The organism is Desulfovibrio simplex, from assembly GCF_055387835.1.
In genome coordinates, this window is record NZ_AP042377.1 from 3,385,413 (window position 1) to 3,402,052 (window position 16,640).

The window sequence follows — 16,640 nt, forward strand, 5'->3', positions numbered from 1 at the left end:
CCTGTGGGGCGGGCGCTGCGGTTGACCGGGCCGGGCGCAGTGTGCGCCCTGGCCCGGTTCGCTACGTGAGCCATCAACGTGTGGTCGGTTTTGATGAAAAGTGCAAAAGCTTTTGTTCTGCCCCTGATTGTTCCCCTGCTCTTTCTGCTGCTGTGGCACGTGATGGCGCAGGTGGTGCGAAATGACATCATTCTGCCCGATATTCCGATGGTATGGGATATCATGGTCAGCCCGCATGAAGACCTTATCTCCATGGGAACCCTGCCTGCCAATACCCTCATCAGCCTGGCGCGGGTGTTTGCGGGATATTTGGTGGCCGTGGTTCTGGCCGTTCCTCTTGGAATTGTCATGGGCTACAGGCCGGACGTCAACACGGCCCTGAGCACGTTTCTCGGGCTGTTCCGCTCCATCCCGCCGCTGGCATGGGTGCCGCTTGTGCTGGCCTGGTTCGGCATGCTGAGTCTGGCCGACGTTTTTTCCGTCCCCATTGGTCCTGCCTATCCGTATTTTCACAACATCAAGATATCAATGATTTTTATCATTTTTATCGGCGGCTTTTATCCTGTGCTGACCAGCGCCATACACGGGGTGGGCCTTGTGCCGCAAACACTGACCGACGCGGCACGGGTGCTGGGCGCAAACCAGATGGACATCTTTCGCAAGGTGCTGCTGCCCTATGCCGCGCCTTCCATTATCAACGGCCTGCGTATCGGTCTCGGGGTTTCGTGGATGTGTCTTGTTTCCGCCGAGATGCTGCCGGGCAGTCTTTCCGGCGTGGGCTATCTGATCACGCATGCCTATACCGTGGGCAGAACCGACGTGGTCATAGCGGGCATGATAAGCATCGGCCTTGTGGGCGCGGTGATGGACAGGATCTTCAGGCTGTATGAAGACAGGAAGTTTGTATGGAAGCGACTGACAAAATAGCGCAGAGCGCCGCCGCGCAGGCGGAAATCACCGTCAGGGGCGTCTCCAAGGTGTTCAGCACCAGAAGCGGGCCGGTGGAGGCCCTGAGCCATGTGGACATGACGGTGGAAAGTTCCCGTTTTGTCTGCATCGTCGGCCCTTCGGGCTGCGGCAAGTCAACCCTGCTGCGTATGGTGGCCGGGCTGGCCTCGTGCGAGCAGGGGGAAATACTGTTTCGCGGCGCGCCGCAGCATGGCCCCTGCCGCCAGATCGGCATGGTATTTCAGGAGTATTCTCTTTTTCCCTGGCTGAACGTGGTTGACAATACGGGTATAGGGCTGGAATTCGGCGGCATGCCCAAGGACAAAAGGGAACAGGAGGCACGCCGCTATCTGGCGATGGTGGGGCTTGAAAAATTCGCTTTGGCCATGCCGCATGAGCTTTCGGGCGGCATGCGGCAGCGGGTGGCCATTGCCCGCGCCCTGACCAACAATCCCGACGTGCTGCTTATGGACGAACCCTTTGGCGCCATTGACGCGTTCACTCGCATCATTCTGCAAAAGCGGCTGCTCGACGTGTGGGAAAAAAGCCGGAAGACCATCCTCTTTGTGACGCACAGCGTGGACGAGGCCGTGTACCTCGCCGACGAGATCATCGTCATGGGCACCAATCCCGGACGTATTGTGGATCGCTTTTCCGTGGATATGGCACGTCCGCGCCAAAGGGACGCCCCTGTCTACGCCAGCCTTGTGACCCGCATTCTGGCGCTTCTGGAACAGCAGGACACGGCGGAGGATGCCTAGCGCAACTGACCGTTGCGAATACACATTCTCACGGATTGAGTACGCCGTACCGGCTCTGCGCAGCGCGGGCAAACCGCGCTTGCGTCGTTTTGCGACACGTCTGTTCCTACAGCGGCCGGGCAGTTCAGGTGAAAGCGCTCAAAATGAATTATGACAAACATTAAAAGATATTATTATAAAATTTTTCCAAAAGGGGGTACATGGCAGGAATGACCTCGGCAGACGCCGTTCCTTTATTGGAGAAGCCGCATGTCCCCGCTAAGACTGTTCTTCGACGCCAGGGATTATGAACTGCTGCAACTGATTGAGCAGATAGAGTCCAGCCGCCGGACCGGCAGCGCGATGCACGACGCTCTTGACGCGAATCTGCACCCGCACGGCGTAAAGGAACTGGTCTACTCCCCGGGATTCCGTATCGCCCATGCCGTTATCAACCTGCTGACCAGTCCTGTGGAAGATCAGGCGGAAATCCGCCTGGCTGCCCTGCGGACGCTGCACGATGAAACCCTGGCCAGCGCGCATTCCACCTTGCGCATAAATACGGCCAGAGCGCTGGTGCAGATCATGAAAGATCTGGTGGCTCGCAGCGACATTGAGGAGCGGCTTGAGCTGGCCCACGAATTTCATCGCACGGCCACGGGAACGCCGCGTGTGGTGCGCCGCACATTGGAACGTTACCATCTGCTTGAAATGCCAGAGGAATGGAACCAGCTTGTACTTGACGATCATGTACACGATGCCCACAGCACCGGGCGAAAAACTCCCACACATCTGATCATGGATGCCTGGGTCAAGGGCATCCGCAGTTTGACCATAGTGTATTGCGACCATGTTCCGCGGCAGGCAGCGGAAGAAGTGCTGGAGGCCGCGGATATTGTGGGGATCACCGCGCGGGTGGCGCTGGAATACAGCACGGTATTCCGGGGGCGCGGGGTGCGCCTGGTATGGATGCCGCGCGGTTTTGCCGATGCGCGCGCCTTTCTCAATTTTCTGGGGCAGCCGCTGGTGGCGGAACTTATGGAGCAGGGCAAGGCTGTGGCGGCATGGAAGTCAGAACAGGTGCTGCGCATGCTGGACGCCTGGAACGACGGCTCACGCCTGACTTTTGCCGCTTCGCTGGGTATGGACGTTCCGCCGCTGTCGCGCGTGGCCCTGCTGCAGCATGTTGGCGGAAGGCAGGTTTCTGTGACGCATCTGGCTGAATGTCTGTTCAACCACGTGCTTCCCTCTGTGCGGGCGCAAGCCGGGCGGCTGCGTGCCGATGGCGGCCATGCGGCCCTTGCCGAACTGGGCCGGCTTGATTCTTTGAGTTGCAGCGACCTGCGCCAGCGCTGGCTGCCTGACGCCGATCACATATTGCAGGACGCCGATGCCTTGCCGGATGAGCCTGCTGCGTCGTCCGACCTGTGTCTGCGCTCCATATCTCCGGCAAGGCTGACGCGCCGCCTGACCAGTCTGCATTCCGACTGCCGCCTGGTCCTCTGCCTGGCCGACCTTACCCAGGAAGATGTTCTGGAAATTTTGTGGGACTGCCAGGGGCGCATCACGCATCTGGAGCTGTTCAATGCGCGCCAATGGCATGCAGGACGCCTTCATAACCTGCCCGCCATCAGTACGCTACGCAACGCTCTGAACAGCGGCGACGGCACGCTCCTCAAACAACTGGCGAGCCGCATGGCGCGCCGCATGCGGGCTGATCCCGACCTGGCCCGGCGCGCGGCCAAATTTCGCCATATCCTGCATCGCCTGCCCTTGCTGTGGGAGCGCTACCGCAGCCTTCCCCTGAGGTGCCGCATGGGTTCCGCGTCTGCCAGCCGGGAAGCCAGAAGCCGCATGGGGCTGGCCTTTCCCGTCACCTTGCCCGCCCGCGCGCAAAGGGCCATACGCCGTCGGCGCGTGAGCACCATTGCTGTCCCCATTCAGACAGAGCTCGAAGAGCGCGCCATTCGCTTCCTTGATTCCCCGGATTCGCCCGAGCCCAAACGGCGCACCGAACGCCGGTGGCTGGCCCATACGGAAACGGCCCGCATGGCTCATATCGGCAATATGGTCAGCCTGGCAGGCCCGCAACAACCTGTTCACAGCAACGGGCTGCTGCGCGAGCCGTCCCAAAGGCGCAAGACCATGCCGGGCTGGGCCTGCCTCAACACGGGCATCGGCAACTGCCTCAAGGTGGCTGCGGGTTTTATTCCTGCCGCGCTGACGTTCTGGTATACGCAGGAGTGGTGGTTCCTGGCCTGGTTTGGCGCTTTGATATGGTTTGCCATCACTGGCGTACGCAATAGTATACAGATGGTCATTTCCGGCGGGGGAGGGGCCAGGGGGAGCCTGTTGCGCTGGCGCGACCATGTGAGCGTGAGTCGCATATGTGATTCCTTGCTCTACACGGGGCTTTCGGTACTGTTGCTTGAGGCGGGCGTGCGCATCGGGCTGCTGGAAAAATGCATGGGCATAAGCGTTCAGAGCCATCCCCTGTTCGTTTTCACGGTTCTCAATGCGGTGAATGGCTTATATATAGCCGCGCACAATGTTTACAGGGGGTTTCCCCGTGCGGCTGCCGTGGGCAATCTGTTTCGCAGCGCGCTGGCCATTCCCCTGTCCGGGCTGTTCAATACGGCTTTCATAAGCGCGCTTGCTCTGGCCGGGGTGGCCGATCCTCTGTATTACATGGTTCCTTGCGCCGCCATTATCTCAAAAACCGCTTCGGACACTGTGGCCGCCATCATCGAAGGGTATGCGGACAGCCGCAATAACCGGCGTATGCGGTACTGGGACTATGCGGGCAAGCTGGCCAGCCTGCGCGCCTGTCACGCCCGCCTTGAACTCATGTTTCCCGAGGATGACATACTGCTGAACCTGAATCGCGCCAGAAGGCTGATCCGCAATGGCGGAGAAAGGGCGCGGCGTCTTGAGCGCGACCTGTGTATTCACGCGCTGGACCTCATGTATTTCTGGTTCCATCTGCCGCGCGCTCAGGACGTTTTTGCCAAACTGCTGCGCGCAATGACGGACAAGGAACGAAAAGTCCTGTTGCGTTTGCAGCTTGTATTGTGCTGCAGACATACCGTAAGCAAGATACTGATCAATGGCGACCTCGTGGGGCGAAACTTCAGGAAACCGCTGGCATTTTATCTGAACTTTCATGGCAGATACCTGAAGGACATGGCCCACATGATCAGGCGCTGCCGCTGAACAGCAGCCGCGCCTGACTTAGAGCAGATTAACTTTGAAATGTTTCACATTTCAAAGTGTTCATTCAGCCGAAAATGCGATTTGCGGTAGCCGTTAGCGGGGCTTTACCGCTTACGGATAGCGACAGCCATCAGTAGGCTGTCCGCTCAATTAACCAATGCTGTCTTTGCGGCAGCCGTTGCTTTAGCCGTTGTGACGCAGGAAGCTACGGATAAAGACGGCAATGAGTTACGCAAAAATCTTACTCAAAGAGTCGCTGTCGTTATCCGTAAGCCGCTGACGCTGCAACGGCTAACGCGCCCGCAGGGCTTACGGATGGCGACAGCGATTGTATGGGACAAGCCGTGTCGTTACGCATGCTGTCTTCAAGCGTAGTTTCCTGCGTCACAACGCTTGAAGCATCCGTAGCTTCCTTCGTCGCAACGGCTAAAGCTCGGCAGAATCCACGCCACGTTGTGGCGCGCTGCACTTTCGTGCAGCATTGGAGCATTTACACTTTTTCAAAGTTGAAATGCTCTAAGGGGACGAGCGCTCGCCATGCCGTGCGGAGCGGATCGGCAAAATCACATGCCGCAATGCCAGAGCCGCCCCCCGCTGTATTTTGCGGGGGGCGGCTCTTCTGTGGGGTGTAAGCTTTCTGGATGTTACCAGAGCCGGCTGTCAAAGCCCATCAATGGCATGACATACTGTGTCCAGAGTATGAGCATCCCGATGCACGCCAGCATTTGCAATATGCCGAACTTGAAAGATTCCCAGCTGGAATATTGGTTTGTGAGGTAGCTGATGTTGGCTGGCTTGGAGTTGAAATAGAGAACGTACACCTGGTTGATAAGAAAAGCCATGGGCAGGCTGAATCCTATGACATCCCATCCGAACCTTTTGGCAACGGCAATGATGATGGGGAACATGACAATGGTTCTGGCCGTCTTGCTTTCGCTGATCAGTGTGGTCAGGCCGAAAACCAGGGCCAGAATCCCGAAAACGGCGACCTTGGGCAGCGTGTCTGCATTCCAGCTATCCAGCATGGAGTGTATCCACAGTCCCACGATGTCCGTTTTTTCCACCAATCCTCCCAGCACATACGCGCCCCAACTGAACATAAGCATGTGCCAGGGGATATCGGCATCGTTCCACTTGATGACGCCAAGTCGGGGGAGCTTGCACACGCTGGGCATCAGTACGCAGATGGCGCCTGCCAGCGCCACAACTTCCGCGCGGATGCCAATCAGCTTGTCAGAAGCCCAGAGCGCCAGCACCGCAAGAAAAACAATACCCGCGCGGATTTCTGCCGAGCTGATCTTGCCGAGCTTGGCCAGTTCGTCGTGCAAACGCGCCGTGCCGCCTTCCATCTTGGGCACCGAGTCCTGCTTGCTGATGGGGAATATCCAGCGGGTGCCCGTATACCAGGCAAACAGGCACTGGATGATGCACAGAGGCAGCATGACCTTGAGCCAGTCGGCGTAATAGACTTTGTATCCGGCCATCTCAAGCAGGTTGGCAGCCACAAGGTTGGCGGCGGAACCGGTAATGAAGGCAGACGCCGATACGTTGTTGGCAAGCAGGTTTTGCAGAACCATGTTGCGGCCCACATTATTGCGGTGTTCACCGCCGGTGGCGCCGTACATGGCCGATATGACCATAAACAGGGGCAGAAGCAGGGCCGTCTTTGCCGAAGTTGCGCTGATAAAGGCGCCCAGCAGCAGGTTCAGACCGATGAAACAGAGCAGCATCATGCCGAGGTTGCTGCCCATGCGCAGCACCATATAGATGCAGATGCGCTTGGCCAGCCCCGTTACCACCAGGGCGCTGGCCATAATGAACGAGGCAATGTTGAGGATCATGACAGGTTCGCCGAGCATGGCGAAGGCGGGGCGCATTTTCATGACGCCTGTAAGGATGGCTGCAACAATAATCAGAAATGAAGTAAGGTAATTGGGAATAGATTCAGCCAGCCAGAGAATGAGCGATGAGACAAAAATGGCCAGAGCCGAATAACAGTGTGCCGGAGGCACCTTGGTTTGCGTTTCGAAAACGCCAATGGTGCCGCACCAGTGCAGATCAAAGTACAAAAAAAAGAAAATGGCCAGCGGCACTCCGGCGAGCTTGACGCGATCCGCCCACACGCCGCCTTTCATTTCCGGCAGTTTCTCCAGCGTGTAGTTCCGCATGTCAAGGGGGTCAAAACTCTTTGGGGGTGTAAACACTTGTGACATGGCCTGAACCTCCCAGGCAAAAAGGCGGCTTCACCCCTGGGGTAGGGGAGGGGGCAAAGCCGCCGGGGGTGCAATGTACTATTCCATGCCGATAACGCGTCTTGCCGCCTTGAGGTAGTTTGTATTGGGCAGGTCGGAAAGGCCCAGTGCTTCCACGGCGTTGCGCATACCAGCATAGTTTTCGCTTTCGCAGCAGGCCGATTCCACCAGTGCGCCGTTAAACCACACCTGGGCAAATTCGCAAATAATGCCGTCAACGGTAAAACCGTAGCGCATTTTTTCCACGCTCACCGGCGAAAGTTGCGCATGAGCGCGGGCCATTTTGATGAATTCTTCAATGGAATACGTGGGCATGTCCAGGGGCATGTCCACCTTGAGATGCCCCAGAATGGTCGCCAGATCCTCTTTGCTCACAGGGAACTGGAACTTGCCGCGCGGCTGAAAAATCTCATAGCCTTCGGGCGTTTCGCCGGTTTTTGTTTTGATATCCAGCAGGCCGTCGCGCACTTTTACATTGGCCTCGGTGGTATTGACCGAAAGAAAATAGGTTTCCGCGGGCATCTTGCGGGCCTTGTGCAGAGTGGCAGCGCAAGACCACATGCGCTCCCTGACCTTTTCTATGATGCCGTGACCAAAAACACGAAACTCGGCGCGGGGAACAATCTTTTCAGCATCTGCCGCTGAAGTGGCCACATTCTGGGAAAATACATTGGACATGACGGGCTCCTTATTGCAGGGAAATCCCCGCTTACCACTTGGTGAAGGGGTGCTTGATGAGGTTGGAATTGAAATAGCGGGGATCGCCAGTCACTTCTTCGCCCACCCATTCGGGTTTGGGGAAAGCCTGATCTTCGCTGGCCAGCTCCACCTCAGCCACAATGAGGCCCTTGTTGTCGCCGAAGAATTCGTCAATTTCCCAAACAAATTCGCCTTGTTTGATTTTGTAGCGTTTTTTCTCGATCAGGGGTTTTTCCGCCAGGTTGTCCAGCAGCGCGTTGCAGTCGGCAAAGGGAATTTCATACTCGTATTCGGCGCGGGTTGCGCCAACGGTTATGCCCTTGATGGTCAGAAAAGCCTTGTCGCCCACAGTGCGAACCCGGACGGTGCGTTCTTTTGCGCTGTTGAGATAGCCCTGCCGATACATGGTGCCCTGCGCAAGATCACGCCACGCGTCGCCTTTGAGTAAAAATTTACGCTCGATTTCTTTGCCCATGAGAAACTCCTTTGAAGTTCTGTTGGTTTCATTGGCATCTTTTACGTTTATCTCTTACGAAAATTCATACAGGATTTTTTTTACGCAAAAAAATCAAAAGAGTTTTTTTCAGCTATAAATTTTGTTTATAACTTGAAATAATACTATGTCGCGTGTATGGTGAGAAACAATTCAATCCTGTACTGTTTGAGCGACCAGACTTTCATAACAAAAGTTTATCAATACAATTACACAACATGATTTTTAAGGACTCTCTCTTTGTGGTATATTTTTTACAATATATCCTTTGGGGAGGTCACCGATGAAAACGTGTCTCGCTTTCCTTCTGGCTGCGGGCCTTGCCTTGGCCCCGCTGCAGGCCTTGGCTATGGAGTTCAAAATCAAGGGGCAATGGATCGTAAACTTTGACTATGGCAGTTATGGCAAATTTTCCAACAGCGGGCGGCCAACCAACAAATCGCCCAACCCGCCCGCCTACACCGGTTACAATGGGGGGGCGACCAATACGGCGGACAATTTTGGCACCAACCAGCGTGTCCGGCTGCAGCTGCAGGCCATAGCATCGGAATATCTTTCGGGAACCGTGTGGTTTGAAATCGGCGACCAGCAGTGGGGCAACGCCATGGACCGGCCCGGAGGCACCAAGTTTTATGGCGGCTCGCTGGGTTCGGACGGCAACGCGGTGGAACTGAAGAATGCCTATATCGACTGGGTAGTTCCCAGTACGCGGCTAAAGCTGCGCATGGGCATTCAGGAGATCAAGCTGCCCAACTTTGTGGCCAAGACATCCAACATCTTTCAGGACGATGTGGCAGGCATTGTGGCTTCGTACAAAATCGGGGACAATGCGGATGTCACGGGATTCTGGTTCCGTTTTTACAATGACAACTATCCCGGAAGCCTCGCCGGCCAAGTCAACACACCCGCAAACTATATGGACAATATGGACGCGGCCGGGCTGCTTCTGCCCCTGTCGTTCGACGGGCTCAAAATTACCCCCTGGGCCATGTACGCGGCCATTGGCCCCAATGTCATGAATCCCCGCATCAATAAAAGCTACAGTTCGTGGAACAGCGTGCCAAGCAACACGTCAAACCAGATGGGCAACGGAATCACCAGCATATACACCGGCATGCTCCCGGCGGTCTGGGCTACAAAAAAAGGGCAGTCCATGCGCCTTACCGAATATGGCAATGCCTTTTGGGGCGCGGTAACCGGCGAGTATACAGGCAGCAGCCCCTTCCGCATGGCCTGGGATTTCGCGTACGGCAGTGTTACCTATGAACACGCGGAGCTTAACCGATCCGGCTGGGAAGCTTTTTTGCTCGGCGAATATAAGCTGGATTGGGCCATCCCCGGCGTATACGGCTGGTATAGCTCCGGCGACACGGGCGACATAAAGAACGGTTCGCAGCGCATGCCCACCCTGCGCTCCACCACGGGCAACGAACTTTCAAAATACGCCAGCAACGGAAATGTCATCTCCCGAAAAAACGCGGTCACGGCGGTTTGGACGGGAACCTGGGGCTTTGGCGCAAGGCTCAAGGACATATCTTTTTTTGAAAATCTCAAGCATACGTTGCGCGTCAACTACTTCATGGGTACCAATGATCCGGTGATGGCCAAATATTTTCTTGGTAAAAAAGATGCCAATGGAAATTATACTACCACGCGCGTCGGCACGGACTTCAACGCGGGTGTTGAGGGCATTTATCTGACAACCCGTGACAGCGCCACGGAATTCAGCCTTGTCAACGAATGGCAGATATACAAGAATCTTCGCATGAACCTTGAAGGGCATTACGTCATGCTCAATCTGGATACATCGCGTGGTGTATGGGGAAGAGGGCCTGTCGCCAGCGGCGGCTGGGTGGGCAATCCCAACTTGCGGGATGCCTGGCAGTGCAACCTCTCCTTTTATTACAGCTTCTGATGGTCTTGCGCCTGTGCCCGCATGGGTCCCATGCGGGCGCAGGACTCGGAACGTGCGAGGCGCTCCGGTGTAACCGCTTGATCCCCCCTGTAAAAGCGGCGCAATCAGGAGACAGTATGAATATTGAAAATCTCAGGGCATTTCACAAGGTAGCAGAAAAAGGCAATTTCACACAGGTGGCGCGGGAACTGTTTCTTACGCAACCGGCAGTGAGCATGCAGATACAGAATCTGGAACAGAGCCTCGGCGTGGTGCTGTTCAAAAGAACCTGCCGCAACGTCAGGCTTACCAGCGAAGGACATGTTCTTTACAAATACACCCAGCAAATATTCGGCGTGCTTGACGAACTGAAAAATGCCTTTCAGGAGCTTGGTGAGCTGCAAAGTGGCGAACTGACCATAGGCGCAACCGCCATCATGGGCGCATACTGGCTGCCTTTTTTCATCAACAGCTTTCACCATCGATATCCCCGCATCAAAATCCGCATGGTTATCTGCAATTCGCACAAACTTGCGGGCAAACTACAAAGCGGCGAACTGGAGATTGGTTTTGGAGGTTCATCCTCCGGGCACCCCAATCTGGTGCAGCATTTTTTGCATCGTGAACCCCTCATCCTGGTGGCTGGCAAGAACCTCGCCCCTATCGGATCCCACAAGGTTCTTCAGGCCGAGGATATCGTGGGTGAAACTATAATCATGCGGGAACAGGGCGCCCGTATGACGGAAAAAGTTACCAAGTGGCTGAAAAAGCACGCGCCTCGTGCCAACCCGCCCACTGTGGTGACTGTTGACAATATGGAAGTTACCAAGCAAATGGTCATCAACGGCGTGGGTATCACGGCCTTGCCCCGACATGCCGCCATCAGAGAACTGGAGAGCGGCATTCTTGTTCCCCTGCCAGTCAAAGATTTTTCAATGCACACCAACTATTTTCTGGTGACGCTCCCCGGCGTTGCCTTCAGCCGGACTACCAAGGCTTTTCTGGCCACCCTGTTTGAACATGGCGTTCCCATCTCGGAAGAAATGTTGCAGTAACCAGCCTGCATCGAGCCCTTGTCGTGCCCGCGGGCAGGCTTTTTTTCGGGTTTCAGCAAGAGCGGGATGGGCGCACAAGCGACCTGTATAGTAACGGGAAGGGGCTGGTGCGCGACGGGGAGTGGGCAGGGCCATTTTGCCGCTTTTTCGCCCCGGTTCCGCTAAAAGCTCGCTGGCCTCAAGACTGCCGGTGGAACAGGGGGAGTATGCGCCGCGCTCTTTCCGTATGCCTGTCGCGTTTGGGCCCGCGGGCAGTCTGCAAGGATGTTTGAACAAAAATATCAGCCAGTTGTCAGAAAAAATACGTGCGATAAAAAATCTGTGTCAAAAAAAGCTTTTTGCGTATAGCCTGTCCTCAGGCAGGTGTATGCCCGCCGCCGTTCATAAAAAGCACTATGAGGCAGACAACACCGCTGCCGACCTGATGCGGTTCCCGCAGAATTCCTTGGAGTAAAGACGGCCCTTTTGTCGGGCGAGCCCTGTGCGCCCAATGGCGCGGGGTACTGGTTTTTTACCATCCGCATGGCGCGCCTTGCCCGCACCTTCCCGCTGCGCCCGACCCCCTTTTCGCCGAGTCCGGCTCAGCCCGGCCCCATCTCGTCCCGGCTTGTGTTTCGCCAGAATCAGCGTATGAAATACACTGGATATACTGTTTATTTGTGTGATTGAGGAAGAGATATGACGACGATCAAAACCCCGGAAGGCAGACGCATTTGGGTTCCTGTGCTCGCCCTTGCTCTGGCCGCCTTTATTTTTGTTACAACAGAAGTTCTGCCCATTGGTCTGCTGCCCACCATTGCCAAGGACCTTGGTGAAACAGAGGCTTTTACGGGCCTTCTGATAGCCGTGTATGCCTGGTGCGTGGCGCTGTTTTCACTGCCCATAACGGCCCTCACCGCAAAGGTGGCACGCCGCAAACTGCTGCTTATTTTGTTTACCGTATTTGTGCTTGGGCACGGGCTTTCAGCCCTGGCCATCAATTTTGCCACCCTCATGCTCGCGCGCATTTGCGTGGCCATCGCGCACGCGGGTTTCTGGTCCATAGCAAGCCCCATTGTCGTCCGCATAACGCCGCCCGCCATGAAGGCCAGAGGCATTGCCATCGTCATTGTGGGCGGCTCTCTGGCCACGGTGCTTGGGGTGCCGCTCAGTACGCTTGTGGGCCAGCATTTCGGCTGGCGCGTGGCATTTCTGCTTATCGGGCTGCTGGCCAGTTGCATAGCGCTGATACTCTGGCGGCTGCTCCCCGCGCTCGAAGCCAAGGATACGGGTTCCTTCAAAAGCGTTCCCCTTCTGTTCCGCAACAGGGAACTTGCGCTTCTGTATCTGCAAACCGTGCTGGCGGTGACGGGCTACTTTCTTGCCTATACCTATTTTGCGCCCCTGCTTATACAGGTTGGGGGCTTTCCGGAAGAGGCCGTGCCCGCGTTTCTGCTTGTCATGGGTCTGTCAGGCATTGGCGGCAGCCTGTTCGCCACGCGCCTGACCTTCGTGAAAAGCAAACTGGTGTTCGCTGTGCCTTCGCTCATAATTTTTCTGTGCCTGATGGTGCTCAATCTTTCCATCAGTCGGCTGCTGACCATCATTCCCGTATGCATCCTCTGGGGCGGCAGCATGGCCGTGCTTGGTCTGCTGTTCCAGAGCAGGATTCTTGAAATTGCCTCCCACTCGGCGGATATCGCCACTTCCATCTATTCCGGAATCTTCAATGTGGGCATTGGCAGCGGCGCTTTTGTGGGCAGCATCGTGTTCAACAAGCTGGGCCTGGGCATGACAGGCTATGCGGGAGCGGCGTTTTTTCTGGCCACCGTGCTTGTCAGCGTCTATTCCGCGCGCAGCGTCGGCGCACAATCCACAACCGTAACGTCGCCGGATTATAAGGCTGGCGGCTCCAGTGATAAAGGAGGGCAGGCGTGAATATCATCCTGCACCGCGTGTACGATCATGACAGCATTGAACCCGGAAGCGTGCGCATTCTGGTTGACCGCATCTGGCCAAGAGGCATAGCCAGGGCAACCGCCAACTGGGACGTGTGGCTCAAGGAAGTGGCCCCGTCCAATGATCTGCGCAAATGGTTCGCCCATGACAGAGAAAAATGGCAGGAATTTCAGCGGCGCTACTTTGCGGAGCTGGATGCGGCCGGGCCAGCCAGCGAGGCTGTCGGTGAACTGAAGAAGCTTCTCGCGGGCAAGCACACTGCGGTTTTTCTGTATGCCGCCAAGGATGAGATCTGCAACAACGCTGTGGCCCTGAAAGCCTATCTGGAAGCCCTGCCCGGCAGGGACAAGGCGGCTGCAAAGGACTGAGCGTTTAGAGCATTTTCACTTTGAAATTGCTCTGGCGACTGCGTGAGCAGGTGCCCGCAGCGAAGGCGTAAGCGCAATTTATTTGCGCTGTTAAGCGCCGAAGTATGCGTGTCTTAAACTTTGAGAATGTCCATTCTCAAAGTTAATCTGGTCTAGACGGCTCCTGGCGCTGCCCAGGGCCGCTCCCTTGCAGCGCTCACCTGAACACACTGTTGCGCCGCCCTGCTGCGGGAGGGGGCTTTTTGCGTTCGCGTCACTCCCTTGCGCCGCTCCCGGCCCGGCGGGCAAACGCCGGTCAGATGAGGCACAGGCGGCATGTTTTTGCGTGAATGGCGGCCTTTCTTGTGCGAACGCAAGGCGCATTTTACTGGTATTTAACATGTTTTTATCAACATTGCGCCGAGTATTGCCAGACTCGATTCTCTGCTATAGTGTCCGCTTTGCTTAGTGGAGGCTTCATGGACACACAAAAAATTTCCCCTGCCAATGTTATAAAATCCTTGGGTCTTGTCTTCGGTGACATCGGTACAAGCCCCATTTATACGCTGGCCGTTATCTTTTTGATGACCGAAAGAACGGAAGCGAATTTTATTGGCATTCTTTCATTAATCATCTGGACTCTTCTGCTGCTTGTAACGGTCGAGTACGCCTGTCTGGCCATGAGTCTCAGCAAAGGCGGCGAAGGCGGCACCATTGTGCTGCTTTCCATCCTGCGGCCCCTGTTGCGGTCTGGCAAAAAGCTGGGCGTGGCCTCGGTGCTGGCCTTTATTGGCGTGTCGCTGCTGGTGGGCGACGGCGTCATTACGCCCGCCATCACCATTCTGTCGGCGGTGGAGGGGCTGGTGCTCCTTCCCGGCCTGGAAGACACCTCGCAAGGGGTTCTGGTGGCGCTGGCCCTGTTTGTGGCCATTTTTCTTTTTTCTGTGCAAAAAAAGGGCAGCAGCAAGCTTTCCGCCCTGTTCGGCCCGGTCATGGTCGTATGGTTCGCGGCCCTGGCCTGTTCGGGCGTGGTGGCGCTCAGTCAGGCTCCGAGTGTGATGAAAGCCATCAACCCCTGGTATGGCATCAATTTTATGCTGCACCACGGGTGGACCGGCTTTTTTGTGCTGTCGGAAGTCATCCTGTGCGCCACTGGCGGCGAAGCCCTGTACGCGGATATGGGACATATGGGGCGCAAGCCCATCCTTGCCGCCTGGGCATTGGTGTTCACGGCCCTTTTGCTGTGCTATATGGGCCAGACGGCCTTTCTCGTACACCATCCCGACACCAGCAATGTGCTCTTTGAAATGATCCACAGTCAGGCGAGCTGGCTGTACGCCCCCTTTCTGGTGCTGAGCCTGCTGGCGACCATTATTGCGTCCCAATCGCTTATCAGCGGCATTTTCTCCATCATGTACCAGTGCATGGCCACCCACGTCATGCCCCTGTTCAAGGTGGACTACACCTCAAGGGAAATGCATTCGCAGATTTACATAGCCTCGGTGAACTGGGCGCTTTTTGTGGCGGTGACCTCGGTCATCATTGGCTTTCAGGAGTCGCACCGGCTGGCGGCCGCCTATGGCCTGGCCGTTACGGGAACCATGACCATCACGGGCATTCTCATGGTCTGGATTTTCCATCTGAGAAAGCGCCCCTGGCTGTGCGCCGCGGCCTTTGGCATCTGCATGCTTGACGTGATCTATCTGGTGGCCAACTTCTACAAACTGCCCCACGGCGGTTACTGGTCGCTGGTCATTGCCATGATCCCTCTGGCTGTCATTTTGATCTACACGCAGGGGCAGAAGGCCGTCTACCAGCGCATGGTGCCTATGGACAGGGAATCCTTCATCAAGGAATTCACTAAAGAGAGAAAGGAAGGTCACACCATCAAGGGCACGGCCATATTCTTTTTGCGCAGCCTGGACAAAGTATCGCCCTATATCTGCAAGACCATGTTCGACAATGGCATCATTTATGAGCGCAACATCATGCTGAGCATCTCGCGCACCTATGAGCCGCTCGGCGTGGAATGCCGTTTTGAGGAGTCGCCCGTGGAGGGCATACAGATATTCACGGTCACGGCGGGGTATATGGAGGTTGTGGACGTGGACGCCATCCTTGGCGAGGCGGGCATCAAATCGCGCGCCATCTTCTACGGCGTGGAAGACATCCTGACCCGTTCGCCCCTCTGGAAGATTTACGCTGTCATCAAAAAGCTGGCTCCGCCCTTTGTGCAGTTCTACAAACTTCCCCTGCAGTCAGTGCACGGGGTTATCAGCCGCATTGTCCTGTAGTCACTCCCTGCCCCGGCCGTATTTTACGGCGGCCGGATGAGGGGAGAGCATAAGTGACATCGTTCCGGGTTGCGTGGGCAGGCTCTGCCGTTACGGCGCGCTGCGCTTTCGTGCAGCGTTAGAGCATTTACACTTTTTCAAAGTTTAAGGCACGCTCACTTCGGAGTTTAACCGCGCAGATAAACTGCGCTTACGCCTCCGTAGCGAACGTCTGCTCACGCAGCCGTCAGAGCAATTTAAAAGTTAAATTGCTCTAAAATCTGGGCTGTGCAAAGTACGCCCTGCCAGAAAAAGGGTTTCTGGCGCATTTGGGCCGCAGTGCCCCTGTGCCGGTGTAAGAGGCCGCTCGTTGCGACCCCGATGCTATTAGGGTAGGAAGAAGATGGCGGGATGGATGAACGCAATGCCCACCCGCCATATATACGGGCCACGCGCCCCAAAGGAGATAGTATGACCGCCAAGACCGAAGAAAATATAGATGTCCTGAAGGAAGAACTGCAGACACTGCGCAAGCAGATTGAAAACCTCGCCAAGGCCGTGGAACAAGACGCTTCGGGCCGCACCGCAGTGGCGGCCGCGGACCTTGAAGACCAGTTTGACAAATACCAGAAGCTGGCTGGGGAAAAGTTGCAAAAAGCCCTGAGCGCCGGCAATGACGGTGTGGAGAGCATCAGCGAACACATCCGCCAGAACCCCCTTGGCAGCTTGCTGCTGGCCTTTGGCGCGGGGTATGTGATCTCGCGCTTTTTCCGTCAGGACAGGTGATT

13 protein-coding genes are annotated in these 16,640 nt (G+C 56.2%); 9 read left to right on the forward strand and 4 right to left on the reverse strand.

Translation table 11 applies throughout. The features are described 5' to 3' along the window. Window positions 1-93: 93 nt before the first annotated feature. The 3 genes from ACZ5DH_RS13780 to ACZ5DH_RS13790 all read left to right on the forward strand — a co-directional run bounded on the left by ACZ5DH_RS13780 (window position 94) and on the right by ACZ5DH_RS13790 (window position 4,901). A complete protein-coding gene (locus tag ACZ5DH_RS13780) occupies window positions 94-927 on the forward strand; it encodes an ABC transporter permease (protein ID WP_464254816.1) in 834 nt (277 codons plus the stop codon). After that, complete coding sequence (locus ACZ5DH_RS13785) at window positions 906-1,709, forward strand: ABC transporter ATP-binding protein (protein ID WP_464254817.1); 804 nt, start codon at window positions 906-908, stop codon at window positions 1,707-1,709. The genes ACZ5DH_RS13780 and ACZ5DH_RS13785 overlap by 22 nt, the downstream gene beginning before the upstream one ends. Before the next feature lie 249 nt (window positions 1,710-1,958). Further along, the gene (locus ACZ5DH_RS13790) at window positions 1,959-4,901 is read left to right on the forward strand and encodes a hypothetical protein (protein WP_464254818.1); all 2,943 of its coding nucleotides are present in this window, start codon (window positions 1,959-1,961) and stop codon (window positions 4,899-4,901) included. A 262-nt stretch (window positions 4,902-5,163) separates the two neighbouring features. Here ACZ5DH_RS13790 and ACZ5DH_RS13795 read toward each other — a convergent pair whose 3' ends face one another. From ACZ5DH_RS13795 to ACZ5DH_RS13810, 4 genes are all read right to left on the reverse strand, one after another. Next, the gene (locus ACZ5DH_RS13795; RefSeq protein ID WP_464254819.1) at window positions 5,164-5,289 is read right to left on the reverse strand and encodes a hypothetical protein; all 126 of its coding nucleotides are present in this window, start codon (window positions 5,287-5,289) and stop codon (window positions 5,164-5,166) included. A 256-nt stretch (window positions 5,290-5,545) separates the two neighbouring features. Continuing rightward, complete coding sequence (locus ACZ5DH_RS13800) at window positions 5,546-7,114, reverse strand: SLC13 family permease (protein WP_464254820.1); 1,569 nt, start codon at window positions 7,112-7,114, stop codon at window positions 5,546-5,548. Window positions 7,115-7,192: 78 nt separating this feature from the next. Then, complete coding sequence (locus tag ACZ5DH_RS13805; protein WP_464254821.1) at window positions 7,193-7,831, reverse strand: hypothetical protein; 639 nt, start codon at window positions 7,829-7,831, stop codon at window positions 7,193-7,195. 31 nt (window positions 7,832-7,862) lie between these two features. Continuing rightward, on the reverse strand, window positions 7,863-8,327 hold the full coding sequence (locus tag ACZ5DH_RS13810; RefSeq protein WP_464254822.1) for a CYTH domain-containing protein: 465 nt from the start codon (window positions 8,325-8,327) through the stop codon (window positions 7,863-7,865). 301 nt (window positions 8,328-8,628) lie between these two features. Between ACZ5DH_RS13810 and ACZ5DH_RS13815 the strand changes: the two genes are divergently transcribed. The 6 genes from ACZ5DH_RS13815 to ACZ5DH_RS13840 all read left to right on the forward strand — a co-directional run bounded on the left by ACZ5DH_RS13815 (window position 8,629) and on the right by ACZ5DH_RS13840 (window position 16,638). Further along, window positions 8,629-10,260 (forward strand): outer membrane homotrimeric porin, encoded by a 1,632-nt coding sequence (locus tag ACZ5DH_RS13815; RefSeq protein WP_464254823.1) that lies wholly within the window; start codon window positions 8,629-8,631, stop codon window positions 10,258-10,260. A gap of 116 nt (window positions 10,261-10,376) precedes the next feature. Continuing rightward, window positions 10,377-11,294, forward strand: a complete 918-nt coding sequence (locus ACZ5DH_RS13820; RefSeq protein WP_464254824.1) for a LysR family transcriptional regulator — start codon at window positions 10,377-10,379, stop codon at window positions 11,292-11,294. A 678-nt stretch (window positions 11,295-11,972) separates the two neighbouring features. After that, window positions 11,973-13,211 (forward strand): sugar transporter, encoded by a 1,239-nt coding sequence (locus ACZ5DH_RS13825; protein WP_464254825.1) that lies wholly within the window; start codon window positions 11,973-11,975, stop codon window positions 13,209-13,211. Beyond that, a complete protein-coding gene (locus ACZ5DH_RS13830; RefSeq protein ID WP_464254826.1) occupies window positions 13,208-13,600 on the forward strand; it encodes a DUF488 domain-containing protein in 393 nt (130 codons plus the stop codon). Before ACZ5DH_RS13825 ends, ACZ5DH_RS13830 begins: the two co-directional genes overlap by 4 nt. Window positions 13,601-14,058: 458 nt before the next feature. Beyond that, complete coding sequence (locus tag ACZ5DH_RS13835) at window positions 14,059-15,873, forward strand: KUP/HAK/KT family potassium transporter (RefSeq protein ID WP_464254827.1); 1,815 nt, start codon at window positions 14,059-14,061, stop codon at window positions 15,871-15,873. Window positions 15,874-16,323: 450 nt separating this feature from the next. Next, window positions 16,324-16,638 (forward strand): ElaB/YgaM/YqjD family protein, encoded by a 315-nt coding sequence (locus tag ACZ5DH_RS13840; protein ID WP_464254828.1) that lies wholly within the window; start codon window positions 16,324-16,326, stop codon window positions 16,636-16,638. The last annotated feature ends 2 nt before the right edge of the window (window positions 16,639-16,640 follow it).

Coding starts and splice junctions, on each gene's coding strand:
- ACZ5DH_RS13780 (WP_464254816.1), top strand. CDS start 94: ATGAAAAGTGCAAAAGCTTTTGTTCTGCCCCTGATTGTTCCCCTGCTC.
- ACZ5DH_RS13785 (WP_464254817.1), top strand. CDS start 906: ATGGAAGCGACTGACAAAATAGCGCAGAGCGCCGCCGCGCAGGCGGAA.
- ACZ5DH_RS13790 (WP_464254818.1), top strand. CDS start 1,959: ATGTCCCCGCTAAGACTGTTCTTCGACGCCAGGGATTATGAACTGCTG.
- ACZ5DH_RS13800 (WP_464254820.1), bottom strand. CDS start 7,114: ATGTCACAAGTGTTTACACCCCCAAAGAGTTTTGACCCCCTTGACATG.
- ACZ5DH_RS13805 (WP_464254821.1), bottom strand. CDS start 7,831: ATGTCCAATGTATTTTCCCAGAATGTGGCCACTTCAGCGGCAGATGCT.
- ACZ5DH_RS13810 (WP_464254822.1), bottom strand. CDS start 8,327: ATGGGCAAAGAAATCGAGCGTAAATTTTTACTCAAAGGCGACGCGTGG.
- ACZ5DH_RS13815 (WP_464254823.1), top strand. CDS start 8,629: ATGAAAACGTGTCTCGCTTTCCTTCTGGCTGCGGGCCTTGCCTTGGCC.
- ACZ5DH_RS13820 (WP_464254824.1), top strand. CDS start 10,377: ATGAATATTGAAAATCTCAGGGCATTTCACAAGGTAGCAGAAAAAGGC.
- ACZ5DH_RS13825 (WP_464254825.1), top strand. CDS start 11,973: ATGACGACGATCAAAACCCCGGAAGGCAGACGCATTTGGGTTCCTGTG.
- ACZ5DH_RS13835 (WP_464254827.1), top strand. CDS start 14,059: ATGGACACACAAAAAATTTCCCCTGCCAATGTTATAAAATCCTTGGGT.
- ACZ5DH_RS13840 (WP_464254828.1), top strand. CDS start 16,324: ATGACCGCCAAGACCGAAGAAAATATAGATGTCCTGAAGGAAGAACTG.